Below are 22,689 nucleotides of genomic sequence, written 5' to 3' on the forward strand. Positions count from 1 at the left end.
CCAGCGACAGGAGCGCTCGGAAGTCGATCGGCCCGATCTGTCGGGAAACGTGCGGATGATCTCCACTCGTTACGGTTACGCCTCGATCCTGTTTGCGGATCTCAGTCGGGCGAAGCTCCGGGCGAGCAGCCGTGAGACGTGCATCTGGGAGACCCCGAGCTCGGCGCTGATCTGTGACTGCGTCAGGTTGTTGTAGTACCGCAGGAGCAGGATCCGCTGTTCGCGCTCGGGCAGTTGTACGAGGAGGTGGCGGACGAGGTCGCGGTGCTCGACCCCGGCCAGCTCCGGGTCCTCGTAGCCGAGCCGGTCCAGCAGCCCGGGCATGCCGTCGCCCTCCTGGGCGGCCTCCAGCGAGGTCGCGTGGTAGCTGCGCCCGGCCTCGATGCAGGACAGCACCTCGTCCTCGGTGATGCGCAGGCGTTCGGCGATCTCCGAGGTGGTCGGGGTGCGCCCGTGGAGCGTGGTGAGGTCCTCGGTGGCGGCGTTGACCTGGACCCACAGCTCGTGGAGGCGGCGCGGTACGTGGACGGTGCGGACGTTGTCGCGGAAGTACCGTTTGATCTCGCCCACGACGGTCGGCATCGCGAAGGTCGGGAACTGCACGCCGCGGTCCGGGTCGAAGCGGTCGATGGCGTTGATCAGGCCGATGGTGCCGACCTGGACCACGTCCTCCATCGGCTCGTTGCGGCTGCGGAAGCGGGCTGCCGCGTACCGGACGAGCGGGAGGTTGGCCTCGATGAGGGCCCCGCGCACCCGGGTGTGCTCGCTGGTGCCCGGCTCCAGGCCCTTCAGCTGGCCGAAGAGGACCTGGGTGAGGGCCCGGGTGTCCGCGCCCCGGCTCGGGGGTCTCGGTGCGGCCGGGGGCTCCTCGGGCGGCTCAGGGTGGGGCTCCAGCAGGGGCTCCGGGCGGGACTCCCGAGGGGCTTCGAGCAGGGCTTCCGGGCGGGCTTCCTGACCGGATCCTTGACCGGACCCCTGCCCGGACCCCTGCCCGGACCCCGGACGGGACTCCCGACCGGGCCCCTGGCCGGATTCCTGGCGGGGCTCTTGCTGGGTCGGCACCTGGGGGTCCTGTTGGGGTGGCACCTGAGGCGCAGTACTGGCCGGCACGGTCACGCCACCCCTTCAGTCAACTCATCCGTCAAAAGCGGTCATAGCATCACAAGAGATGTGCACTGTGTGCAAGCACCGTATAACGCCGTGTTGAGGGCAAGTTGGGCATATCAGGGCAATATGTTCAGTCATGGGTATGCAAAAAACCCCCCACCCGTCGGAGTGGGGGGCCGGAATTCCGGGAACCGCTTCAGCGTACGGGGTCAGCGCACCAGTTCGGTCATGAACTCGCCGATGCCGGATGCGGCATCCGATATCCCCTGGAAGCCTATTTCCACCATCTCGGCCGCTCTCTTCGGCTGGGTGATGATCACGAAGAGGACGAACACGGTGAGGGCACCCGTGATGAGTTTCCTGGTGTCCACGAGCGGGCGGCCTCCCCAACCGGTCCTTGCAAGTCGGGTGAGTCTAACCGGTCAAGATTGGACACTGACGTGTCCTTTAAGGACCAATGACCCGGCGCTCCGGGTCCTTTGCCGCTGGGTCGGGGGTTGCGGCGGGCGCAGGATGGGTGTGAGCCCACCGGTTCTGGCAGGAAATCGGTGGGCGAGGGACAGGGCCTCACTGCGGGGTCCGAGCCGCGAGCTTCCCCCTGACTGCGGCCCGGACTGGCAGGTCCGTCCTCGTCGGGGGAAGTGGCTTGTCCCCCCGATGCCACTTCCCCCGTCCCACACGTCGAAGGCCCCGACCCCCGGTCGGGGCCTTCTTCGCGTCGTACGGGACTACTGGAGGCCGCCGGCCAGGCCCAGCACGGGCTCCACGGGGGCGATCACGGGGTACAGCTGGTTCGGCACCTCCATGAGCGCGTTGAGCTGGTTCGCGCCCTCGCTGAGCTTCGACCCGATCTCCGAGACGGACGTGGGCTGGGCCCCCGCCGGCATCCCGGGCGCGGCCGTCGGCAGGTCCGGGAGGGCGAGGGGGGCGATCGGGGCGGCCGAGGCGGCGGGTGCGGCGAGGCCCGCGGCGGCCCCCGCGAGGGCGATGGCGGCGAGGATGCGCTGGGTCTTGGTCATGCCGTGACAACGGCCGAAGGGGCGGGCGGTCACGCGGCTGTCCGCCGGACGGGAGCGCCACGAACGCCGAGAGCCCCGACCCTTGCGGGGCGGGGCTCTCGTTCAGAGCGGTAGCGGTGGGATTTGAACCCACGGATAGCTTGCACCATCACACGCTTTCGAGGCGTGCTCCTTCGGCCGCTCGGACACGCTACCGAGAGAGAGCTTAGCCCAAGGTGGCCCGTGCGCCGAAATCCGTATCCGCGGGCCCGCCGTCACAGCTCACGGAAGAAGTCCGTCAGCTGCCGGGCGCACTCTTCGGCGAGCACGCCGCGGACCACCTCGGGGCGGTGGTTGAGCCGGCGGTCCCGTACGAGGTCCCACAGGGACCCGGCCGCGCCCGCCTTCTCGTCGTCCGCGCCGTAGACGACGCGGGCGACGCGTGACTGCACGAGCGCGCCCGCGCACATCACGCACGGCTCCAGGGTCACCACGAGGGTGCACCCCGGAAGCCGCCATTCGCCGCGCGCGGCGGCCGCCCGGCGCAGCGCCACGACCTCGGCGTGCGCCGTGGGGTCGCCGGTCGCCTCGCGTTCGTTGTGCCCGGTGGCGAGGAGTTCCCCGTCCGGGCCCAGCACGACGGCGCCGACCGGCACATCGCCGGCCGGCACCGCCCGGGCGGCCTCCTGGAGCGCCAGGCGCATGGAGTCCCGCCACGGGTCCCGTACGGGATCGGTGGTGTGCGTGTCGTGCGTGCGGATCACTAGCGGACGGCCTCCAGGACCTCGGTGGCGCCGAGGGACTCGGCGATCTCCGAGAGGGCGTCCCCGTCCAGGGTCATCAGTTGTTTGTTGGTCACCCCGAGGTCGTCCAGCAGCAGGGGGTCGCCGAGCGGTCCGGACGGTACCGGCTCCGCTCCGGTCCCGCCCGCCCCTTCCTCGTCGGCGTCCTCGTCCGTGTAGGCGGCGATGGCATCCTCCTCGCCGTCTTCGGTGCCGTCCAGGTCCAGCTCGTCGAGTTCGTCGTCCTCCTCGTCGCTGCCCAGCAGCTCTTTGGTCAGCATCGAGCCGTAGGAGCTGCGGGCGGCCACGGAGGCGTTCGATACGAAGTACCGCGGGTCCTCCTCGCCGTCCACGCGGACGACGCCGAACCAGGCGTCCTCCTGCTCGATGAGGGCGACCACCGTGTCGTCGTCGACAGCGGCGGAACGGGCGAGATCGATCAGATCACTGAGGGACTCGACGTTGTCGAGTTCCATGTCGCTCGCTTCCCACCCGTCTTCGGTGCGCGCGAGCAGTGCGGCGAAATACACCGTGACTCTCCCACTGGTCTTAGGCGTGCCGGTTGGAGGTCCCCCCGGCCGGAGGTTGGGGCCGCGACGGCCGCGTGCTCGCCGTTCGTGCCCCGCCCAATCGGCATCGTGGCAGAAACAGCGGCTTTGCGAGAGGTCTTCGGCGCTTGCGTCGTGCCGTGCCGTGTCCCTGCCGGGGGCTTGCGGGGTTGTGGGGGCCGGGTTGGATGGGGTTTGGCAGGGCCGTGTCGGTTGGCCTGCGGGTCGCTCGTGTCGCACCGGTGCGGGTCCGCTCCCGGGGCTCCGCCCCGGACCCCGCGCCTCAAACGCCGGCGGGGCTGGAGTGGGCCGGAGTGGTGGCTACCAGCGGAAGGTGCGCATGCGCATCTGTTGGCGCATGCGGGCTGCGCGGGCGCGGCGGGGCTGGACGCGGTCGCGCAGGGCGCGGGCCTCCATGAGGTCGCGCAGGAACTGCGCGCGGCGGGCTCGGCGCTGGGCCGCGGTCTCCGGCGCATCATCGCTCGGCTGCGTGTCGGGCATCGGCCACCACCCTGGGCTGGTCGGTCGTTTCCCCCTGCACCCACCTTCCCCCGGACGGGGCGTTTGATGCCACCCCTGTGCAGGTCAGACGTCGTCCTTGAGGGTCGGCACGATCGCCACCGGGCCGTGCGCGTGGTGCAGTACCGCATGGGCCACCGAGCCGATCTGCAGGGACATGGCGGTGCGCCGCGGGTGGTGGCGGCCGACCACCACCAGGGCCGCCGACCGGGAGGCGTCGACCAGTCGGCCCGCCGGGTCGCCGGGGACCGCGGCCTGCTCGACGGGGACGTCCGGGTAGCGCGTGCGCAGGGGCGCCAGCCGCGCCGTCTGGGAGCGCAGCATCTCCCGCTCGGCCGGTACGCCGTCCCCCTCGTCGGCGAGGCCCTCCGGCGGGATCACCTCGAAGGGCTTGTCGATCATCAGGGTCGGTGCGGGCGGGACGGCGTACGCGGAGACCACCTGGACGGTGGTCCCCCGCACGGCCGCCTCCGCGAAGGCGAAGGACAGGACGTCGTCGGGCGTCTCGGCGGCGTGCAGCCCGAGCACCACGCGCCCGGCGGACTCCTCGGAGGCGGCCGCCCCGGCGTTGCGCTCGGCGTGCGGGACCACCACCACCGGGCACGGGGCCGTCGACGCCACCGCCCGGCTGCTGGAGCCGAGCAGCAGGCTGGCGAAGCCGCCGCGCCCCCGGGAGCCCATCACCAGCATCAGGGCCCCCGCACCGATCACCCGCAGGGCCTCGGGCACGGAGCCCTCCAGGGCCTCGTACCGGACCCCCTCGGGCAGCTCGGAGCCGCCGCCGAGCAGGGCCCGTACCCAGTCCTTCACGGGGTCGGCGAACTCCTTCGGCTGCGAGGCGTCGTGCAGGGCCGCCCGGCGGCCCGCATACAACTGGGCGTGGTCGGGCAGAACATGGGCGATCATCAGCTCCGTACCGTGCCGGACGGCTGCGGCCCTCGCCCACTCCAGGGCCTTGAGGCTGTGTTCGGACCCGTCGACGGCTGCGATCACCGGTGCGTTGCTCATCCGTCCAGCGTGCTGGGCGTCCGCGCGGGTCGCATCCGCAGGCTGCTGTGGGCGTGGCCGCCGCTTCGGACGCGAAGGGGCCGCGTCACCGCGTAGCCTTTTGGGTGCAGGTCGCGTCGTGCGGCCGTTTTTGCTGGTCGCAGGCTCAGTTTTGGAGGATGTTGTGCGTTTGCAGGTCGTCGATCACCCCTTGGTGGCGCACAAACTCACCACCCTGCGCGACAAGCGCACCGACTCCGCCACCTTCCGGCGGCTCGCCGACGAGCTGGTCACCCTGCTCGCGTACGAGGCCACCCGCGACGTGCGCACCGAGCAGGCCGACATCGAGACGCCGGTCGCCCCGACCACCGGCGTGAAGCTGTCCCACCCGCGTCCGCTGGTCGTGCCGATCCTGCGGGCCGGCCTCGGCATGCTCGACGGCATGGTGCGCCTGCTGCCGACCGCCGAGGTGGGCTTCCTGGGCATGGTCCGCAACGAGGAGACCCTGGAGGCCTCCACGTACGCGACGCGCATGCCGGAGGACCTCTCCGGACGCCAGGTCTACGTCGTCGACCCGATGCTCGCCACGGGCGGCACGCTCGTCGCGGCGATCCAGGAGCTGATCAAGCGCGGCGCCGACGACGTCACCGCCGTGGTGCTGCTGGCGGCGCCCGAGGGCGTCGAGATCATGGAGCGCGAGCTGGCGGGCACGCCGGTGACCGTGGTGACCGCCGCGGTGGACGAGCGGCTCAACGAGCACGGCTACATCGTGCCGGGGCTGGGCGACGCGGGCGACCGCATGTACGGCTCGGCCGAATAGCGGTCCGGCGGCCTGCCGTCACCGCGCGCCGGAGGCGGAGCGGTGGAGCGGCAGGCCGGTGCGCCGGTGCGCCGGTACGCGGTTCAGGCGTTCAGCATTTGGCGGGCGCGGGCGCGGGGTTGGCCAGGACGGCCAGCGCCTTGTCCGCGTCCTCCTTCGTACTGAGCTCCTTGAAGGCGTCGCCCAGGATCAGGTCGATGTCCGCGCCCTCGCGGGTGTCGGTCTGCTGGGTGGTGCCGGCGAGCTGGGTGCCCAGGACGGAGAAGGCGGCCTTGTCCGTCGTGGGGGAGCCCAGCAGTATCCCGGTGCCGGGGACCTTCTTGTCGAAGTCGGCCGGGGCGTTGCCGACGTGGCCGATGACGAAGCCGCGTTTGGCCAGTTCGTCGCCGACCGCCTTGGCCAGGCCCGCGCGCGGGGTCGCGTTGTAGACGTTGACCGTGATCTCGCCGGGCGGCGGGAGCACGACCGCGGGTTTCGCGGCGGCCGAGGCGGGGGAGGCGGCCGGGGCGGCGCCGGGGCCGCCCTTGGCAGCGTCCTTGGGGGGCGTCGTCGGGCAGTCCTTGGCACCCGCAGCCGTATTCCGCTTGGGGCTGTCGCCGCGGAACACGTCGATGAGCTGCAGTGCCCCGTAGCCGACCAGGGCAAGTGCGAGGACCGAGCCGAGGATGGCGAGGACGATCCGAGGACGGCTCCGCTTGCGGCTCATACGGGGGTAGGCGGCTCCCGTGACGCGGTACTTTCCGCCCATGCCGGGGGGAGTGAGCATGCTCATGGGCGCAGCGTAGTGCGGCCCGGTGGCGATGCCTACTAAATGATCTGCTGATAGGTCAATGGTGACCCGAAAGGCGCAATCTACGCGAACACGTCAGTCCATCTCGAGGACGCGGGCGTGCAGGACCTGGCGCTGCTGCAGGGCGGCGCGCACGGCGCGGTGCAGCCCGTCCTCCAGGTAGAGGTCGCCCCGCCACTTCACGACATGGGCGAACAGGTCGCCGTAGAAGGTGGAGTCCTCGGCGAGCAGCGTTTCGAGGTCCAGCTGTCCCTTGGTCGTCACGAGCTGGTCGAGCCGGACCGGGCGCGGCGCGACGTCCGCCCACTGCCGGGTGGTTTCCCTGCCGTGGTCGGGGTACGGCCGCCCGCTTCCGATGCGCTTGAAGATCACACGGAAAGCCTACCGGGCCCGCGCCTGCGGGCGCAGCCTCGAAGCGGTGGTGCAAAAGTGGCGAACAGCGCTATTTCGGGAGTGATCCATGAGCGAGAGCACCGACCCCGCCGTCCCGGCGGACCAGACGGGCCCGGCCGACAAGATCGCCGCCGGGTACGCCTTCACCGGACCCGCGCTCGATCTCGGGGCCCTGCTCTGGGACGGCGGCTGCCTGCCCGACCGTCAGATCCGCATCCCGCTGTCGATGCTCAACCGCCACGGGCTGGTCGCCGGCGCCACCGGCACCGGCAAGACCAAGACGCTCCAGCTCATCGCCGAGCAGCTGTCGGCCAACGGCGTGCCCGTCTTCCTCGCGGACGTCAAAGGGGACGTCTCGGGGATCTCGGTGCCCGGCACGGCCGACCCGAGGATCGACGAACGGGCCCGGGAGGTGGCCCAGAAGTGGGAGCCGACCGCCTACCCGAGCGAGTTCTACTCCCTCGGCGGGATCGGCCCCGGGATCCCGGTCCGCTCCACCGTCACCAGCTTCGGCCCGGTCCTGATGTCCAAGGTGCTCCAGCTCAACCAGACGCAGGAGCAGTCCCTCGGCCTGATCTTCCACTACGCCGACACCAAGGGCCTGGAGCTGATCGACCTCAAGGACCTGCGCGCGGTCGTCGCCTTCCTCGTCTCCGACCAGGGGAAACCCGAACTCAAGGGCATCGGCGGACTGTCCACGGTGACGGCCGGGGTCATCCTGCGGGCGCTGACCGCCTTCGAGCAGCAGGGCGCCGCGGAGTTCTTCGGGGAGCCGGAGTTCGACACGAGCGAATTCCTGCGCACGGCCCCGGACGGCCGCGGGCTGGTCTCCGTACTGGAACTCCCGGCGGTCCAGGAAAAGCCCCAGCTCTTCTCCACCTTCCTGATGTGGCTGCTGGCCGACCTCTACAACGACCTGCCGGAGGTCGGCGACCTGGAGCAGCCCAAGCTCGTCTTCTTCTTCGACGAGGCGCACCTGCTGTTCAGCGGGGCCTCGAAGGCCTTCCTCACCTCCATCACCCAGACCGTGCGCCTCATCCGTTCCAAGGGCGTCGGCGTCTTCTTCGTGACGCAGACCCCCAAGGACGTACCGGCGGACGTGCTCGCCCAGCTCGGCAACCGGGTGCAGCACGCACTGCGGGCCTTCACCCCCGACGACGCCAAGGCGCTGAAGGCGACCGTGAAGACCTTCCCGAACTCCGCGTACGACCTGGAGGAGCTGCTCACCGGGCTGGGGACCGGCGAGGCGGTCATCACCGTGCTCAGCGAGAAGGGCGCCCCGACCCCGGTCGCGGCGACCCGGCTGCGCGCCCCGCAGTCGCTGATGGGGCCGATCGAACCCGCCGCCCTGGACCGGGCGGTGAAGTCCTCGCTGCTCTGGTCGCGCTACGCGGAGCCGGTCGACCGCGAGTCGGCGTACGAGAAGATCAGCGCCGAGCAGGCCGCGGCCGAGGCGCAGGCGGAGGCCGCCGCGGCCGCCGCCGAGGCGGAGAAGCAGGCCAAGGAGGCGGAGAAGGAGGCGGCGAAGGTCGCGCGCGGCGCTCCGAAGCCGGATCCCTCACTGGCCGAACAGGTGGTGGGGAGCGGGTTGTTCCGCTCGCTGGCGCGGTCGATCGGGACCCAGCTGGGCCGGGAGATCTCGCGTTCCATCTTCGGGACGGCCCGCAAACGGCGGTGACACCCCTGGGCGGGGCGGCCCTTCGAGGCGGAGTCGAGCGAACCGATTGCCGCAACCCGGGTGCGCGCTGACAGACTCGCCGTATGCGGACCGAACTCACCGACACCACGTCCAGCAAGGTCAACCGGGCCCTGCTCGAAGCCCGCCGAGCCATAGGCAGCCCCGCCATGGGGCTGGTCCTGACCCTCGTCGTCGTCACCGACGAGGAGAACGCCTACGACGCCGTGCGCGCGGCCTCCGAGGCCTCGCGCGAGCACCCGTGCCGCATCATCGCGGTGATCAAGCGGGTCTCGCGCGGCCCGCTCACCCTCCGCGCCACCCGGATGGACGCCGAGCTGCGGGTCGGCACCGACGCCGGGACCGGGGAGATCGTGCTGCTGCGCCTGCACGGGGCGCTGACCGAGCACACCGCCTCGGTCGTACTGCCGCTGCTCGTGCCGGACGCGCCCGTGGTGGCGTGGTGGCCGGCCGACGCCCCCGCCGACCTGGCGGGGGACCCGCTGGGCGCGCTCGCGCAGCGCCGGATCACCGACGCGTCCGCCGCCGCGGACCCGGTCGCCGTGCTCGACGAGCGGGCCGCGGGCTACCAGCCCGGCGACACCGACCTGGCCTGGACCCGGCTGACGCACTGGCGGGCGCTGCTGGCCGCCGCCCTCGACCAGAAGCCGCTGCCCGTGACGGGAGCGACGGTCGAGAGCGAGGCCGGCAACGTGAGCGCCGAGCTGCTGGCGCGCTGGCTGGAGGACCGGCTCGGGGTGCCGGTCGACCGGGAGGCGAGCCCCGGCCCGGTGATCACCCGGGTCAGCCTGCGGACCACGGGCGGCGAGATCCGGGTGGACCGGCCCGCGGGCGCGCTGGCCACCCTGGTCCTGCCGGGGAGCGTCGACCGCAAGGTGGCCCTGAAGATCCGCAGCAACGCCGAACTGATCTCGGAGGAACTGCGCCGCCTCGACGCGGACGTGGTCTACGGCTCCGCGCTGCGCCGGCGGCCGCTCCAGACGGGGCTCTCCGCGTAGTGGTTGTCGTAGGTCGCCGAGCTGTCCTTGATGTCCTGCACGGTGGCCTCGCCCGCGTTGACCCGGCCGAGGAGCCGGTAGTAGTCGAAGCGGGCCATGCCGGGGGTGAAGCCGACGAAGACGCTGGCCGTGTGGCCCGCGGCGGGGGCGAAGGCGTGCTTGACGCCCGGCGGGACCGCTATGAAGTCGCCGGCGCCCAGGGTGTGGATCTCGTCGTCGACGAGGACGTCGAGCTGCCCGGCGGTGACGTGGAAGAACTCGGTGGCCTTGGTGTGGAAGTGCACCGGGGCCCCGGCCGCGCCCTCCTCGAAGGTGGCGGTGTTGCAGGTGAGTTCGGCGGTGTCGGTGAGCAGGGTGATGAGGCTGCCGGGTGCGTCGTAGATGGCTTCGGCAGCGGCGGCGCGGGTCGGATTCTCTGTCATGTGCGCCAATCTACGGTCACGATGGGGGAATTGGATCTTCCTTTTCCCGGCCCCGTCAGGCCCCGTCAAGGCCCCGCCAGGCCCCGTCAGGACCCGCCCGCGGCCTTCGCGGCCTTCGCGGCGGCCTTCATCTCCTGCTTGTGCGCCCGCACCTTGGCCAGTGACTCCGGGCCCGTGATGTCGGCCGCCGATCGGTAGACGTTCGCCTGGCCGTAGCCGCCCGCGGCCTCCCGCCACCCCGTGGGGCGCACGCCGAGCCGCTTGCCCAGCAGGGCGAGGAAGATCTGCGCCTTCTGCTCCCCGAAGCCCGGCAGCGCCTTGAGCCGCTTCAGCAGCTCCTGGCCCGTCGCGGCGTCGGCCCAGACCGCCTCAGCGCTCCCGCCGTAGTGCTCGACCAGGTACGCGCACAGCTGCTGGATCCGCGTCGCCATCGAACCCGGATACCGGTGCACGGCGGGCTTCTCGGAGAGCAGGGCGGCGAAGGCCTCCGGGTCGTACGCGGCGATGGCGTGCGCGTCCAGATCGTCGGCGCCCATCCGCTGCGCGATCGTCCAGGGCCCCGAGAACGCCCACTCCATGGGTACTTGCTGGTCCAGCAGCATCCCGACGAGCGCGGCGAGCGGGCTCCGGCCGAGCAGTGCGTCGGCCTCCGGCTGCTGCGCCAGCCGGATGGTGATGTCCTTGTCCATGGCACCAGCGTCCCGCGTGGGCGCGCTCCCCGCGCGGTCGGCACACCGCGCGCCTAGCGTGAGTACGACGACAGGTACGGGACGACAGTGACGAGCCGAGGAGTCGATCGATCATGCCTGAGTTCTCCGAGGGCGCGCCGTGCTGGGTGGACGCGATGTTCACCGATGTGGAAGGTGCCAAGACCTTCTACGCCGACGTGCTGGGCTGGACCTTCGGCGAAGCCAGCAGCGAGTACGGCAACTACACGCAGGCCTATTCCGACGGGAAGGCCGTGGCGGCCGTCGTGCCGCCGATGCCGGGGGTCGACGCCCCCTCGCAGTGGTGTCTGTACTTCGCCTCGCCCGACGCGGCGGCCACGGCCGAGAAGATCACCTCGTCCGGCGGTGAGGTGCTGATGGGCCCGATGCAGGTGGGCGCCTTCGGCACGATGGTGATCGCCAAGGAGCCGAGCGGCGCCGTCTTCGGCGTCTGGCAGCCGGGCGAGCACAAGGGCTTCGAGAAGATGGGCGAGGCCGGGTCGTACGCCTGGGCGGAGGTCTTCACCCGGGAGCCGGCCAAGCCGGACGCGTTCCTTCCGAAGGTGTTCCCGTACGGCGCCCAGCAGATGGACCCGGGCGACGACCCCGAGATGGCGAACATGGACTTCAAGATCTTCAGTGTCGGCGGCGGCGGGAACCCGGTGCTCGGCCGGATGAAGATGGACGAGGACTTCCCGCCGGAGGTCCCGCCGTACATCCAGATCTACTTCGGGGTCCCGGACTGCGACGAGGCGGTCGCGAAGACGAAGAAGCACGGCGGGAAGCTGCACTTCGGGCCGATGGACAGCCCGTTCGGCCGGTTCGCGGCGGTCACCGACCCGCAGGGGGCCGCCTTCGCGGTAATCGACATGTCGACGACGGTCGGGGAGATGCCCTCCTTCGGCTGAGCCGGGCGCGTGTGGGCGCGTGACGTAGGTGTGGCGGGTCGCGGAGCGCGCGGCCCGCCGGACCGTGGCTCCGCACCACCCGGCAGACTTCGCCCCTACACGTACGTTCGAGCGGTGCGGGGGCGGATCTGATGAGACGTGGAACGGTCTTGGCGGCGGTGGCCGCGGCGGGATGCGGGCTGACGGTGCTGGCGGCGGCCTCGTGCGCGCCGCCCCCGGCTCCGCCGTTGTCGCCGGAGGCACTGATCTCGGCCGCGCCTTCGCTGCTGCTCCCGCCCTCGCCGGTGCCGTCGACGCAGTCCGTGCCGCCTTCGCCCGCGTCGCCTTCGCCTGCGTCGCCCTCGGCCGTGCCGGCGGCGCCCGAGGCGCCCTCGACGTCCGGGCCGGCCTCCCCCGTCGGGGAGGGGCAGGTCACCCCCGCCGATGCCCCGCTGCTGGAAGCGGTCCGCCGGCACCACCCGGGGGCCAGGGCTCAGGCCGACGACTCGATCATCGTGATCCACCGTGAGCCCGCGGCCGGCGCGGGCGAGTTCGTCTGGATGCCGGACGACCGCCACTACTGCCTCGTCGTGGTCCGCGGCGAGCGGACGGACCTCACCTGCAGGCCGCTGCCCGCGTTCTGGGCGCGGATCGGGATCCGGCTGGTGACCAAGGGCGGGCTGTACCCCGGCGAGTCCGGCGATCCCGCCGCGAGCGGCACCCGTACGGTCTTCTTCGCCGTCGTGGACGGCGGCCACGGCCCGTACCGGTACGCCGGATCCGCGTCGCCCGGCCCCGACGCCGGGCCGGTCCGCGACGCCACGGCCGTCTTCGCCTCGGGCCGGACGCTGAGCCTGCTGACGTACGAGCGCCCCTCCGCGGATCTCGCGCCGCGCGGCGGCCCCGACATCTGCAGTACGGACAACGCCGTCTGCTTCCCGGCGCTCGACGCCTACGTCGGCTAGCCGAAGGCGCCCGCCTCTCCTCCCCGCCTCCCCCGCCTCCCCCCGCCGCCACCGCTGTCAGCGGGCTGTCAGCCCGGGCGCGACTTCGCGGTGGTCTCGCTGGCCACCACGCGAACGGATACCTCTTCAACCGGGCCGTCGTCCGGTGGGCGCTGGAGCACTGCCTCGGCGTGGTCGACCGGGATCCGGAGCCGCTGCCGTACGACCCGGCGCGCGCCCCGGAGCTGGCCGGGAGGTACGAGAACGACGCCATGACGCTCGTGATCGCCGCCGACGGGGCCGGTCTGACGCTGGAGGTCGGGATCAAGCCGGAGATCCCGGCCTCGGAGAGCGAGATGCCCGCGGACCATCCGGCGGAGTCCGTGGGGCTGCTGCCGGGCGACGGGGAGGAGTACATCGTCACCGGCGGCGGTCTGAAGGGCCAGCGCGGCTTCTTCACCCGCGACGCCGGCGGGGCGGTCGTCGGGATCGCCCTGGCCGGCCGGCTGTTCGGCAGGGTCCCGGCGGCCTCCATGTGATCGGGCCGAGGGCCGTCGGGCGGATCAGAACTGCCGCTTGCGAACACTGTACGCATCGGCGTACGTTGTTCTCACGCAAGCGAACGCTGTACGCAGCGACGCGAGGAAAAGGGGAAGGGATCGCCATGGACGTGTACGAGGACGTGGACGGGGGCGTGGGCGGAGCCGTGGGTGGGGCCCGCAATCCGCGACGCTGGCTCATCCTGATCGTGCTCTGCCTCAGCACCCTGGTGCTGGTCGTCGACAACATGGTGCTGACCGTGTCGATCCCGCCGATCGCGGAGGACCTCGGCGCCGGCGCCGAGGCCATCCAGTGGATCATCGAGTCGTACATCCTGGTCTTCGCCGGACTGCTGCTCACGGCGGGCAGCCTGTCCGACCGGTTCGGCCGCCGCCGCGTGATGATCATCGGGCTGGCCCTCTTCGGGGTCGCCTCGCTCCTCGCGGCCTACGCCGACTCCCCCGCCCAGCTCATCGCCGGCCGCGTGGTGATGGGCATCGGCGGCGCCCTCGTGATGCCGAGCACCCTCTCCATCCTCATCACCGTCTTCGACGAGGAGGAGCGCCGCAAGGCCATCTCCGCCTGGGGCGCGGTGGCCGTGCTCGGCCTCGTCGGCGGCCCGGGGCTGGGCGGCGTGCTCATCGCCCACTTCTGGTGGGGCGCGGTCTTCCTGATGAACGTGCCGATCGCGCTGCTCGCCATCGCAGCCGCGCTGATCCTCATGCCGGAGTCCAAGGGTCCCTGGCGGCGGCCCGACTTCGCCGGCATGGCCCTGTCCGTCACCGGTATGACCGCCCTGATCTGGACGATCATCGCCCTCCCGAAGGACGGCCTCACCGCCGCGTCCAGCCTCACCTCGCTCGGCATCGCCGTGGCCGCCCTGACCTCCTTCGTCATCCACGAGGTCCGCACCGACTCCCCGATGGTCCCGCTCGCCCTCTTCCGCGACCGGATGTTCAGCGGCGCCAGCTTCTCCCTCGTCCTGCTGACCTTCGCCAACGGCGGCCTGATGCTGGTCCTGACCCAGTACCTGCAGTTCGTCGGCGGCTACACCCCGACCGAGACCGGCCTCGCCTTCACCCCGCTGGCCGTCGCCACGCTCCTCTTCAACGGCCTCGGCGCCACCCTCGGCAGGAAGATCGGCAACCGCGTCATGACCGCCGTCGGCCTCGCGGTCATCGCCTCCGGCTTCGGCGTCCTGGCCGGCCTGGAAGCGGGCGACGGCTTCGCGCCGCTGGCCACCGCCATGGTGCTGATGGGCATCGGCAGCGGGCTGGCCATGCCGGCCGCCACCGCGGCCCTGATGGGCGCCGTCCCCGAGGAGCACGCCGGCGTCGGCTCCGCCCTCAACGACACCGTCCAGCAGGCCGGAGCCGCCCTGGGCGTGGCCGTACTGGGAGCCGTGCTCTCCACCACCTACGCCGCCGGGCTGCCCGGCTCGGCCCCGGACGCCGCCCGCCACTCCGTCGCCGCGGCGCTGACCGACCCGGCCCTGGCGTCCGCCGCCCGCGAAGCCTTCACCTCGGCGATGTCGGCGACCTTCACGGCAGCGGCGGCCGGAGTCCTGGCGGCCGCGGCCCTGGCCCTGATCCTGATGCGGGACCGCACGCGCACCGCAGCCCCCGAACCGGCGCAGCCCGTCGCGCACTGACCGGCGTACGGAGAGGGGGAACGCAGAAGGCCCCGGCCGGTTTCCCGGTCGGGGCCTTCAAGTGCCCGGTGAGGCACTGGCGGAGGATACGAGATTCGAACTCGTGAGGGGTTGCCCCCAACACGCTTTCCAAGCGTGCGCCCTAGGCCACTAGGCGAATCCTCCGCCGCAAACAATACAAGACGTTGAGGGGTGCTCGCGAACGTGATCGTCGGCGGGAGGACGGGCCGGGGTCCGGCTCGATTCCGGGGGCATCCATCCGCTAGGGTGGGGCCAGCCCCTCACGTGGCGCTATCTCACCCAACTCCCCCAGGGCCGGAAGGCAGCAAGGGTAAGTGGGCTCTGGCGGGTGCGTGGGGGGCGCTTTGCGTTCCCGGGGGCCTTCGTGGCGTCGGCGGGCCGCTGTTGTCGGTGGGCCCGGATAACCTCGTAGACGTGTCGTCCCTTGCGCTGTACCGCCGCTATCGCCCCGAGTCGTTCGCCGAGGTCATCGGGCAGGAGCATGTCACTGCACCGCTGATGCAGGCCCTGCGGAACAACCGGGTCAATCACGCGTACCTGTTCAGCGGGCCGCGCGGGTGTGGAAAGACCACCAGCGCGCGCATCCTCGCCCGGTGCCTGAACTGTGAGCAGGGTCCCACTCCGACCCCCTGCGGGGAGTGCCAGTCCTGCCGGGACCTCGCCAGGAACGGGCCGGGGTCCCTCGATGTCATCGAGATCGACGCCGCCTCGCACGGTGGTGTGGACGATGCCCGTGACCTGCGCGAGAAGGCCTTCTTCGGGCCGGCGTCCAGCCGCTACAAGATCTACATCATCGACGAGGCGCACATGGTCACCTCGGCGGGCTTCAACGCCCTGCTGAAGGTGGTCGAGGAGCCGCCGGAGCACCTCAAGTTCATCTTCGCCACCACCGAGCCGGAGAAGGTGATCGGGACCATCCGGTCCCGGACGCACCACTACCCCTTCCGGCTGGTGCCGCCCGGCACCCTGCGGGACTACCTGGGCGAGGTCTGCGGGCGGGAGGGCGCCACGGTCGAGGACGGCGTGCTGCCGCTCGTCGTGCGCGCCGGCGCCGGGTCCGTGCGTGACTCGATGTCCGTCATGGACCAGCTCCTCGCCGGCGCGGGTGAGGACGGTGTGACGTATGCCATGGCGACCTCCCTGCTCGGGTACACCGAGGGGTCCCTGCTCGACTCCGTCATCGACGCCTTCGCCGCCGGGGACGGGGCGGCGGCCTTCGAGGTCGTCGACCGCGTCGTGGAAGGCGGGAACGACCCGCGCCGGTTCGTCGCCGACCTGCTGGAGCGGCTGCGCGACCTCGTCATCCTGGCCGCCGTGCCCGAGGCCGGGGAGAAGGGGCTGATCGACGCCCCCGCCGATGTGGTGGAGCGGATGCAGGCCCAGGCGTCCGTGTTCGGGGCCGCCGAGCTGTCGCGCGCCGCCGATCTGGTCAACACCGGGCTCACCGAGATGCGCGGCGCGACCTCGCCGCGGCTGCAGCTGGAGCTGATCTGCGCCCGCGTGCTGCTGCCCGCCGCCTTCGACGACGAGCGGTCCTTCCAGGCCCGGCTCGACCGGCTGGAGCGCAGCGGCGCCGCCGCCTTCGCGGCCGCGCCCGCCATGGGTTACGTGCCCGGGCCCGAGGCGCACGCCATGGCGCCCGCCGGTCCCGGTGGGGGTGTCGCCGCCGCGCGCGCCGCCGCCGCTGCCGTCCAGCCGCCCGCCCAGGTGCCGGCTCCCGCGCCGGTACGGGCTCCCGCGCAGCCGGAGGCTCCGGTTCAGGCGGCGCCCGCCGCTCAGGCCCCCGCCGCGGCCGCACCTGCCCCCGCCGCGGCCGCACCTGCCCCCGCCGCCCCCGCCGCGCCCGGGGCCTGGCCCGGAGCCGCGCAGCCCGGCAGCGGCGCCCCCGGTGCCTGGCCCGGAGCGGCCGCCCCCGCGACCCCGGCCGCCCCCGCCGCTCCGGCCGCCGGTGCCTGGCCCAGCGCGTCCGCCCCGGGTCAGGGCGCGCCCGCGCCCGTCGCCCAGCCCGCGGCGTCCGCACCGGCCCCGGCCGCCGCGGCCCCCGCCCCCTCCCCCGGCATGGCCGCCGGTGCGGGGCAGATCCAGGCGATGTGGCCCGGCGTCCTGGAGGCCGTGAAGAACCGCCGCCGCTTCACCTGGATCCTGCTCAGCCAGAACGCCCAGGTCACCGGCTTCGACGGCACCACCCTCCAGCTCGGCTTCCCCAATGCCGGAGCCCGCGACAACTTCGCCAGCAGCGGCAGTGAGGACGTGCTCAAGGCGGTCCTGGCCGAGCAGTTCCAGGTCAACTGGAAGATCGAAGCCGTGGTGGGCGGCGGCGGCCCGGCCCCCATGGCCCAGGCCTCCTCCTCCTACGCCGGCCCGCCGGCCCCCGCCTACAACCCGCCGCCGGCGCAGCCCGCGCCGCAGGGGGCCCCCGCGCCCCAGTACCCGCAGCAGCAGCCGCCCCAGCAGTCGGCTCCCGCCCCGCAGCCCCCCGTACAGCAGGCGCCCCCGCCGGTCGCCCCCGAGGACGACTTCGCGGAGGAGGACGATCCCGACCTCGTGGAGAGCGCCCTGACCGGACACGACCTGATCGTGCGCGAGCTGGGAGCCACCGTTGTGGAGGAATACACGAATGAGTAGGGCCTCCCGATTGGGTGGCCGCACGAAACGCGCCACCGCGGCCGGGCTACCCTGGGCGGCGTGAAGGTCCTCGTCATCGGCGGCGGCGCCCGCGAACATGCCCTGTGCCGCTCTCTGTCCCTCGACCCCGACGTCTCCGCGCTGTACTGCGCTCCCGGCAACGCCGGCATCGCCGAGGTGGCCGAGCTCCGCCCGGTCGACGCCCTCGACGGCGATGCCGTCGCCGCCCTCGCCACCGAACTCGGCGCCGGCCTGGTCGTCGTCGGCCCGGAGGCCCCGCTGGTCGCCGGGGTCGCCGACGCCGTGCGCGCCGCGGGCATCCCCGTCTTCGGCCCGTCCGCCGAGGCGGCGCAGCTCGAAGGCTCCAAGGCATTCGCCAAGGACGTGATGGCCGCGGCCGGGGTCCCGACCGCGCGCAGCTACGTCTGCACCACCCCGGAAGAGGTGGACGAAGCCCTCGACGCCTTCGGCGCCCCGTACGTCGTCAAGGACGACGGACTCGCGGCCGGCAAGGGCGTCGTGGTCACCGAGGACCTGGCCGCCGCCCGCGCCCATGCGCTCGGCTGCGACCGCGTGGTCATCGAGGAGTACCTCGACGGCCCCGAGGTCTCCCTCTTCGCCATCACCGACGGCGTCACCGTGGTCCCGCTCCAGCCCGCTCAGGACTTCAAGCGCGCCCTGGACGGCGACGAGGGCCCGAACACCGGCGGCATGGGCGCGTACTCCCCGCTGCCCTGGGCGGACCCGAAGCTGGTCGACGAGGTCATGGAGCTGGTCCTCCAGCCCACCGTCGACGAGCTCCGTCGCCGCGGCACCCCCTTCTCGGGGCTGCTCTACGCCGGCCTCGCGATCACCAGCCGCGGTACGCGGGTCATCGAGTTCAACGCCCGCTTCGGCGACCCCGAGACCCAGGTGGTCCTGGCCCGGCTGCGCACCCCGCTCGCGAGCGTGCTGCTGAACGCCGCCAACGGCACCCTGGAGGCCGAGGAGCCGCTCGTCTGGCGCGAGGACGCGGCCGTCACGGTGGTCATCGCCTCCCACAACTACCCCGAGACCCCCCGTACCGGGGACCCGATCGAGGGCCTGGCCGAGGTGGCCGCCGAGGACGCGCCCGACGCGTACGTGCTGCACGCCGGGACCCGGCGCGAGGGCGACGCGATCGTCAGCGCGGGTGGCCGCGTGCTGTCGGTGACGGCGACCGGTTCCGATCTGGCACAGGCCCGCGAGAAGGCGTATAAGGCGGTGGCGCGCATCCGGCTGGACGGTTCGCAGCACCGTACGGACATCGCGGCGAAGGCGGCCGGGCTCGGCTGACCAGCGGCTCCGCAGACCCGCGGGCCCGGTGCGCAGATCCTGCGCCCGGGCCCGCGGGCGTGTTCGCGTGCGAGTGCATCCGGCCGCGTTCGAACGCACCCAGCTTTACCCAAAGCCATTCCATCGGGTGATCGTCACCCCGTCTGCCTGACGGCCGGGCGTGCCCCAACTAGGGTGCGATGCCAAGCATTCCGGCACTTGGCCCACCGGCATTGCGATGTCAGTGGCGGGTGTCACAGTGGGGGAGTGAGCAACGTCGCCGCAGGGCAGAGGGGGTGAGGTCCGGCCGTGTCCGGAACCGGTTCGATCATGGAAGCGGGCGTGCCGTCCGCACGTTCCCGCGCTCTCGCCGTGCTGCGCGTACGCAGCAGGGCCCTGGCCGTCGGGCTGCTGCCCGCCGCCCTCGCGGTGGTGCTGGTGGCCGCCCGGATGACGGACCGGCTGGCCGGTGACCCCTGGCCCGTGGTGACCCTCGTCGTGTGCCTGGTCGCGGCGGTGGTGCTGCTCGTCGGCGGCGCCTTCGCGGCGGTGGTGCTGCGGGCGAGTCCCGCCGTCACGCCGACGGTGCCGCTGTCGGAGGCCGCCGCGCCCGATCTCTACCGGCTGGTGCGGGACCTGGCGGACCGCATGGACGTGCCGCCGCCCTCCGCGATAGCCCTGACGCCGGACTGCGACAGCTGGCTGGAGGACCGCACCCACGCGGCCCACCGCCGGAGCGCCATATCCGCCGGCCCGGAGTCCGAGCAGGGCGCCGCCCCCGTGCTGGTGATCGGTTCGCCGTTCCTGTGGTGGATGCGGGTAGCGGAGCTACGGGCCGTCCTCGCGCCGGTCGTCGCCGGTACGGGTCCTTCCGCGCACCCGGACATAGCCGACGCGCGCGGCTTCGTACGGGGCCTGGACGCGGCCGTGGACGTGGGCAACCGGCGCGGGCTCGGCTGGATCGGCGCCCCGGCCCGGCTGCTGCTGCGGCTGTGCCGGACGGACGCCACCGAAATGGAGCGCGGGGTGGCCGCGGCCGCCTCGGAGCGCGCACAGGGTGTGGACTACGGGCTGCGGATCGTCGCCCAGGAACAGGTCGGCCTCGCCTACGCGGGCTGGGACCGGCTGCTGACCCGGGTCGCGCTGCCCGCCTGGCGGATGGGCCGCTGGCCCGCGCACCTCGACGCCGGAGTGGTCTCCGCACTGACCGAGCTGTCGCGGCGGGACCGGCTGGCCGAGGGGTTCACCTCGCGGCTCGGCGAGCGCCCCGCCTGTGACCTGCTGGAGCAGCCCGGGCTGGTCGACGAGGCGACGTCGCTGCTGGCCGCGCGTCTCTTCCACGGCGGGCCGGCCGAGCCCGGGCCGGACTGGTCCCCGGTGGACTGGGCGGCGTATCCGGAGGAGGTCGTGGACCGCAAGTGGCGTGCGGAGGCGGCCCGGCTGCACGCGGCGCTGGACGCCTTGGCCGTCCCGACGGGACGGCCCGCCGGCCCCGCCGGACCGGCCGTCGCTCCCACCGGCCCCGCCGGGTCTGCCGGACCCGGAGTCCTGCCCGGCACGTCGGTGTCACCCGCCTCACCGGCCTCGTCGGCCTCACCCGCTCCGTCCGCGACGGCGGGACCGGTCACGATCGAGGCCACCGGCTCCGCCCGGCCCGCCGTGGACGGCTTCGCCGGACCCACGCTGGAGCGGGTGCTGGGCTTCCTCACGGACCCCGCCGGCGCGGGCGCGGCCTCGGAGGCCCTGGCCGGCCGGCTCAGCGGGGACGTGGCCCGCGAGGAGCGGGCCGCCGGTCCGGCCGCCGGCGCCGGGAAGGCGCGCGGCGCGGACGCCGTGCCGCTGTTCCCGCTCCAGCCGCCGCGCAGCGGCCGGGACCTGCTGGCCGACCACGTGACGGCGATGGTGTGCTGCGCGGCCGTGGACTCGGCCGGGGCGGCCCCCGGGATGGACTGGCTCGACGGGCCGGTCCTGCTGGTCGGCGGCGACCGCCGCTCCGACCTGGCCGCGCGCGTGCTGTGCCTGGTCGAGGACGGGAACCCGGAACCGCTGCGGGACTGGCTCGCCGACCTCGGTGTCCGCCCGGAGAAGCCGGTCCGCCTGGTCTGAGCCGGGCCGGGACCGGTCTGCGGCGGGCCCCGACAGCCGCCCCGGATGGGCTACGGCTCGCACGAACAAGCGGATGCGAATGTTCCGGTCCCGTCAATTCGCGACGAACGGTGACGGACTGAGTGCGTTATGTGATGTGCTGGGACCGGTCGCGGCTGGATGTCCTGAACCGGGGTGTCCGAGAACTGCCGTCTCAGCAGGGAGTCTGCCGCGCACCGAGACGATGTACGTCCGTTCGGGGGAGCGAGGGAGGGGAGCGGTCATGGGTGCGGACCAGATCCGGCGTTGGGAGTCAGGTGCGCTCGCGCACGCGGTGACCGACCCCTTCGGACAGGGCCCCCTGCCCTGGTTCCGGGGGAGCGAGCTCTACTTCGACGACACCGGCCAGGTCGTCCCCTGGTACGTGGACCCGGCCGCCGCGGCCGCCGGCACCGGCCAGATCCCCCGCGCCCGGGGCAACGGCGGTCCCCGCACCGCCGACGACGTCCACCGCCAGATCAAGGGCTTCGCCTCCACCGGCGCCGTCACCCCCGGCGAGGCCATCGATTTCCACATCACCGTCGACCCGCCCCAGCAGTTCTCCGTCGACGTCTACCGGATCGGCCACTACGGCGGCGACGGGGCCTCCAAGATCACCACGAGCCCGCGGCTGTCCGGCATCGTCCAGCCGGCCCCCCTGGCGGCCGACCGCACGGTCTCCTGCCACCACTGGTGGCTGTCCTGGCGCCTGCAGGTCCCCTCCTACTGGAGCGTCGGCGCGTACGTCGCCGTCCTGACCACCGCCGACGGCTACCGCTCCCACATCCCCTTCACGGTCCGCGACGACCACCCCGCCGACCTCCTGCTCCTGCTCCCGGACATCACCTGGCAGGCCTACAACCTCTACCCGGAGGACGGCCACACCGGCGCCAGCCTCTACCACGCCTGGGACGAGGACGGCCGGCTGCTCGGCGAGCAGGACGCGGCCCACACCGTCTCCTTCGACCGCCCCTACGCGGGCGCCGGCCTGCCCCTGCACGTCGGCCACGCCTACGACTTCATCCGCTGGGCCGAGCGCTACGGCTACGACATCGCCTACGCCGACACCCGCGACCTGCACGCCGGCCGCGTCGACCCCACCCGCTACCGCGGCCTGGTCTTCCCCGGCCACGACGAGTACTGGTCGGCCCCCATGCGGCGCACCGTCGAGCGCGCCCGCCTGCACGGCACCTCGCTCGTCTTCCTCTCCGCCAACACCATGTACTGGCAGGTCGAGCTCTCCCCCTCCCCCTCAGGGGTCGAGGACCGGCTCCTCACCTGTCGAAAACGGCGCGGTCCGGGCCGCCCCAGCCTGTGGCGCGAGGTCGACCGCCCGGAGCAGCAGCTGCTCGGCATCCAGTACGCAGGCCGGGTCCCCGAGCCCGCGCCGCTGATCGTGCGCAACGCCACGCACTGGCTCTGGGACTCCACCGGCGCCGGCGAGAACGACGAGCTGCCCGGCCTGGTCGCGGGCGAGGCCGACCGCTACTTCCCGCGCACCCAGCTCCCCGAGCACCAGGACCGGATCCTGCTGGCGCACTCCCCGTACCTCGACAGCGAGGGCCACCGGCGCCACCAGGAGACCTCCCTCTACCGGGCGCCCAGCGGGGCCCTGGTCTTCGCCTCCGGCACCTTCGCCTGGTCCCCGGCGCTCGACCGCCCGGGCCACGTGGACGAGCGGGTGCAGCGGGCCACCGCCAACCTCCTCGACCGGATCTGCAAGCACGACTGACCCGCGACCGACCAGCGGTCGACCCACCGCAGACCTGCGCATGACCCACCGCAGACCTGCGGATGACCCACTGCCGACCCACCCCTGTCCACAGGAGTGGACGAA

The 22,689-nt window shown here is 72.8% G+C and carries 22 protein-coding genes, 2 tRNA genes and 1 other RNA gene; 12 read left to right on the forward strand and 13 right to left on the reverse strand.

The genetic code is table 11. From position 1 onward, the window contains the following. Positions 1-75: 75 nt before the first annotated feature. From AB0D29_RS22315 to AB0D29_RS22350, 8 genes are all read right to left on the reverse strand, one after another. Complete coding sequence (locus AB0D29_RS22315) at positions 76-897, reverse strand: RNA polymerase sigma factor SigF (protein WP_362856588.1); 822 nt, start codon at positions 895-897, stop codon at positions 76-78. Positions 898-1,316: 419 nt separating this feature from the next. Continuing rightward, a complete protein-coding gene (locus AB0D29_RS22320) occupies positions 1,317-1,478 on the reverse strand; it encodes a hypothetical protein (protein ID WP_199808029.1) in 162 nt (53 codons plus the stop codon). A 357-nt stretch (positions 1,479-1,835) separates the two neighbouring features. Continuing rightward, positions 1,836-2,126, reverse strand: a complete 291-nt coding sequence (locus tag AB0D29_RS22325) for a hypothetical protein (protein ID WP_362856505.1) — start codon at positions 2,124-2,126, stop codon at positions 1,836-1,838. 108 nt (positions 2,127-2,234) lie between these two features. Beyond that, positions 2,235-2,321: transfer RNA gene (locus AB0D29_RS22330), tRNA-Ser, on the reverse strand. A gap of 59 nt (positions 2,322-2,380) precedes the next feature. Then, positions 2,381-2,809 (reverse strand): tRNA adenosine(34) deaminase TadA, encoded by a 429-nt coding sequence (gene tadA, locus AB0D29_RS22335; protein WP_362856590.1) that lies wholly within the window; start codon positions 2,807-2,809, stop codon positions 2,381-2,383. Positions 2,810-2,868: 59 nt separating this feature from the next. Continuing rightward, positions 2,869-3,417 (reverse strand): hypothetical protein, encoded by a 549-nt coding sequence (locus AB0D29_RS22340; RefSeq protein ID WP_362856506.1) that lies wholly within the window; start codon positions 3,415-3,417, stop codon positions 2,869-2,871. 339 nt (positions 3,418-3,756) lie between these two features. After that, positions 3,757-3,936: a hypothetical protein gene (locus AB0D29_RS22345; protein ID WP_030027564.1), complete on the reverse strand. Its 180-nt coding sequence runs from the start codon at positions 3,934-3,936 to the stop codon at positions 3,757-3,759. 84 nt (positions 3,937-4,020) lie between these two features. Continuing rightward, positions 4,021-4,962: a universal stress protein gene (locus AB0D29_RS22350; RefSeq protein WP_362856508.1), complete on the reverse strand. Its 942-nt coding sequence runs from the start codon at positions 4,960-4,962 to the stop codon at positions 4,021-4,023. 163 nt (positions 4,963-5,125) lie between these two features. On the opposite strand from AB0D29_RS22350, the gene upp reads away from it, so the two are divergent. After that, a complete protein-coding gene (gene upp / locus AB0D29_RS22355) occupies positions 5,126-5,761 on the forward strand; it encodes a uracil phosphoribosyltransferase (protein WP_030010426.1) in 636 nt (211 codons plus the stop codon). Positions 5,762-5,852: 91 nt separating this feature from the next. Here the strand turns inward: upp and AB0D29_RS22360 are convergent, their stop codons facing one another. Together AB0D29_RS22360 and AB0D29_RS22365 are read right to left on the reverse strand one after the other, a co-directional pair. Next, complete coding sequence (locus tag AB0D29_RS22360) at positions 5,853-6,533, reverse strand: LytR C-terminal domain-containing protein (RefSeq protein WP_362856510.1); 681 nt, start codon at positions 6,531-6,533, stop codon at positions 5,853-5,855. A 93-nt stretch (positions 6,534-6,626) separates the two neighbouring features. Beyond that, positions 6,627-6,923 carry a type II toxin-antitoxin system VapB family antitoxin gene (locus AB0D29_RS22365; protein WP_030010424.1) on the reverse strand — a complete coding sequence of 99 codons (297 nt, stop codon included), beginning with the start codon at positions 6,921-6,923 and terminating at the stop codon, positions 6,627-6,629. An 88-nt stretch (positions 6,924-7,011) separates the two neighbouring features. Here AB0D29_RS22365 and AB0D29_RS22370 point away from each other — a divergent pair, with 88 nt between their 5' ends. Beyond that, a complete protein-coding gene (locus tag AB0D29_RS22370) occupies positions 7,012-8,622 on the forward strand; it encodes a helicase HerA-like domain-containing protein (RefSeq protein WP_362856512.1) in 1,611 nt (536 codons plus the stop codon). Between the two features lie 83 nt (positions 8,623-8,705). Continuing rightward, complete coding sequence (gene opcA, locus AB0D29_RS22375) at positions 8,706-9,638, forward strand: glucose-6-phosphate dehydrogenase assembly protein OpcA (protein ID WP_362856513.1); 933 nt, start codon at positions 8,706-8,708, stop codon at positions 9,636-9,638. On the opposite strand, the gene AB0D29_RS22380 is transcribed toward opcA, so the two are convergent. Both AB0D29_RS22380 and AB0D29_RS22385 read right to left on the reverse strand, forming a co-directional pair. Further along, complete coding sequence (locus AB0D29_RS22380; RefSeq protein WP_362856515.1) at positions 9,587-10,060, reverse strand: cupin domain-containing protein; 474 nt, start codon at positions 10,058-10,060, stop codon at positions 9,587-9,589. The two genes, opcA and AB0D29_RS22380, sit on opposite strands and share 52 nt — an antisense overlap. 86 nt (positions 10,061-10,146) lie before the next feature. After that, complete coding sequence (locus AB0D29_RS22385; RefSeq protein WP_362856517.1) at positions 10,147-10,749, reverse strand: HhH-GPD-type base excision DNA repair protein; 603 nt, start codon at positions 10,747-10,749, stop codon at positions 10,147-10,149. 113 nt (positions 10,750-10,862) lie between these two features. Here AB0D29_RS22385 and AB0D29_RS22390 point away from each other — a divergent pair, with 113 nt between their 5' ends. From AB0D29_RS22390 to AB0D29_RS22405, 4 genes are all read left to right on the forward strand, one after another. Then, positions 10,863-11,675, forward strand: a complete 813-nt coding sequence (locus tag AB0D29_RS22390) for a VOC family protein (protein WP_362856518.1) — start codon at positions 10,863-10,865, stop codon at positions 11,673-11,675. A gap of 131 nt (positions 11,676-11,806) precedes the next feature. Beyond that, a complete protein-coding gene (locus AB0D29_RS22395) occupies positions 11,807-12,619 on the forward strand; it encodes a hypothetical protein (RefSeq protein WP_362856519.1) in 813 nt (270 codons plus the stop codon). 170 nt (positions 12,620-12,789) lie between these two features. Continuing rightward, positions 12,790-13,137, forward strand: a complete 348-nt coding sequence (locus AB0D29_RS22400; RefSeq protein WP_362856521.1) for a hypothetical protein — start codon at positions 12,790-12,792, stop codon at positions 13,135-13,137. A 125-nt stretch (positions 13,138-13,262) separates the two neighbouring features. Continuing rightward, the gene (locus AB0D29_RS22405) at positions 13,263-14,789 is read left to right on the forward strand and encodes an MFS transporter (protein WP_362856522.1); all 1,527 of its coding nucleotides are present in this window, start codon (positions 13,263-13,265) and stop codon (positions 14,787-14,789) included. Between the two features lie 77 nt (positions 14,790-14,866). Here the strand turns inward: AB0D29_RS22405 and AB0D29_RS22410 are convergent. After that, a tRNA-Ser gene (locus tag AB0D29_RS22410) sits at positions 14,867-14,954 on the reverse strand. Positions 14,955-15,061: 107 nt separating this feature from the next. Here AB0D29_RS22410 and ffs point away from each other — a divergent pair. The 5 genes from ffs to AB0D29_RS22435 all read left to right on the forward strand — a co-directional run bounded on the left by ffs (position 15,062) and on the right by AB0D29_RS22435 (position 22,584). After that, an RNA gene (gene ffs, locus AB0D29_RS22415) (signal recognition particle sRNA small type) lies at positions 15,062-15,160 on the forward strand. A 64-nt stretch (positions 15,161-15,224) separates the two neighbouring features. Next, the gene (locus AB0D29_RS22420; protein WP_362856523.1) at positions 15,225-17,435 is read left to right on the forward strand and encodes a DNA polymerase III subunit gamma and tau; all 2,211 of its coding nucleotides are present in this window, start codon (positions 15,225-15,227) and stop codon (positions 17,433-17,435) included. Between the two features lie 60 nt (positions 17,436-17,495). Beyond that, entirely contained in the window at positions 17,496-18,749 is a 1,254-nt protein-coding gene (purD, locus tag AB0D29_RS22425; RefSeq protein ID WP_362856525.1) for a phosphoribosylamine--glycine ligase, read from the forward strand. 309 nt (positions 18,750-19,058) lie between these two features. After that, positions 19,059-20,834, forward strand: coding sequence for a hypothetical protein (locus AB0D29_RS22430; RefSeq protein ID WP_362856591.1), 1,776 nt, complete (start codon positions 19,059-19,061; stop codon positions 20,832-20,834). Between the two features lie 262 nt (positions 20,835-21,096). Next, positions 21,097-22,584, forward strand: a complete 1,488-nt coding sequence (locus tag AB0D29_RS22435) for a N,N-dimethylformamidase beta subunit family domain-containing protein (protein WP_362856526.1) — start codon at positions 21,097-21,099, stop codon at positions 22,582-22,584. Positions 22,585-22,689 lie beyond the last annotated feature (105 nt).

This window comes from Streptomyces sp. NPDC048424, assembly GCF_040651555.1.
Classification (GTDB): Bacteria; Actinomycetota; Actinomycetes; order Streptomycetales; family Streptomycetaceae; genus Streptomyces.

Excerpts from the sequence above, each read along its gene's own strand:
- AB0D29_RS22390 (WP_362856518.1), top strand. The coding sequence starts at position 10,863 with ATGCCTGAGTTCTCCGAGGGCGCGCCGTGCTGGGTGGACGCGATGTTC.
- AB0D29_RS22370 (WP_362856512.1), top strand. The coding sequence starts at position 7,012 with ATGAGCGAGAGCACCGACCCCGCCGTCCCGGCGGACCAGACGGGCCCG.
- AB0D29_RS22350 (WP_362856508.1), bottom strand. The coding sequence starts at position 4,962 with ATGAGCAACGCACCGGTGATCGCAGCCGTCGACGGGTCCGAACACAGC.
- AB0D29_RS22325 (WP_362856505.1), bottom strand. The coding sequence starts at position 2,126 with ATGACCAAGACCCAGCGCATCCTCGCCGCCATCGCCCTCGCGGGGGCC.
- AB0D29_RS22405 (WP_362856522.1), top strand. The coding sequence starts at position 13,263 with ATGGACGTGTACGAGGACGTGGACGGGGGCGTGGGCGGAGCCGTGGGT.
- AB0D29_RS22360 (WP_362856510.1), bottom strand. The coding sequence starts at position 6,533 with ATGAGCATGCTCACTCCCCCCGGCATGGGCGGAAAGTACCGCGTCACG.
- AB0D29_RS22435 (WP_362856526.1), top strand. The coding sequence starts at position 21,097 with ATGGGTGCGGACCAGATCCGGCGTTGGGAGTCAGGTGCGCTCGCGCAC.
- AB0D29_RS22430 (WP_362856591.1), top strand. The coding sequence starts at position 19,059 with ATGGAAGCGGGCGTGCCGTCCGCACGTTCCCGCGCTCTCGCCGTGCTG.
- AB0D29_RS22395 (WP_362856519.1), top strand. The coding sequence starts at position 11,807 with ATGAGACGTGGAACGGTCTTGGCGGCGGTGGCCGCGGCGGGATGCGGG.
- tadA (WP_362856590.1), bottom strand. The coding sequence starts at position 2,809 with ATGCGCCTGGCGCTCCAGGAGGCCGCCCGGGCGGTGCCGGCCGGCGAT.
- opcA (WP_362856513.1), top strand. The coding sequence starts at position 8,706 with ATGCGGACCGAACTCACCGACACCACGTCCAGCAAGGTCAACCGGGCC.
- AB0D29_RS22345 (WP_030027564.1), bottom strand. The coding sequence starts at position 3,936 with ATGCCCGACACGCAGCCGAGCGATGATGCGCCGGAGACCGCGGCCCAG.
- AB0D29_RS22385 (WP_362856517.1), bottom strand. The coding sequence starts at position 10,749 with ATGGACAAGGACATCACCATCCGGCTGGCGCAGCAGCCGGAGGCCGAC.
- AB0D29_RS22380 (WP_362856515.1), bottom strand. The coding sequence starts at position 10,060 with ATGACAGAGAATCCGACCCGCGCCGCCGCTGCCGAAGCCATCTACGAC.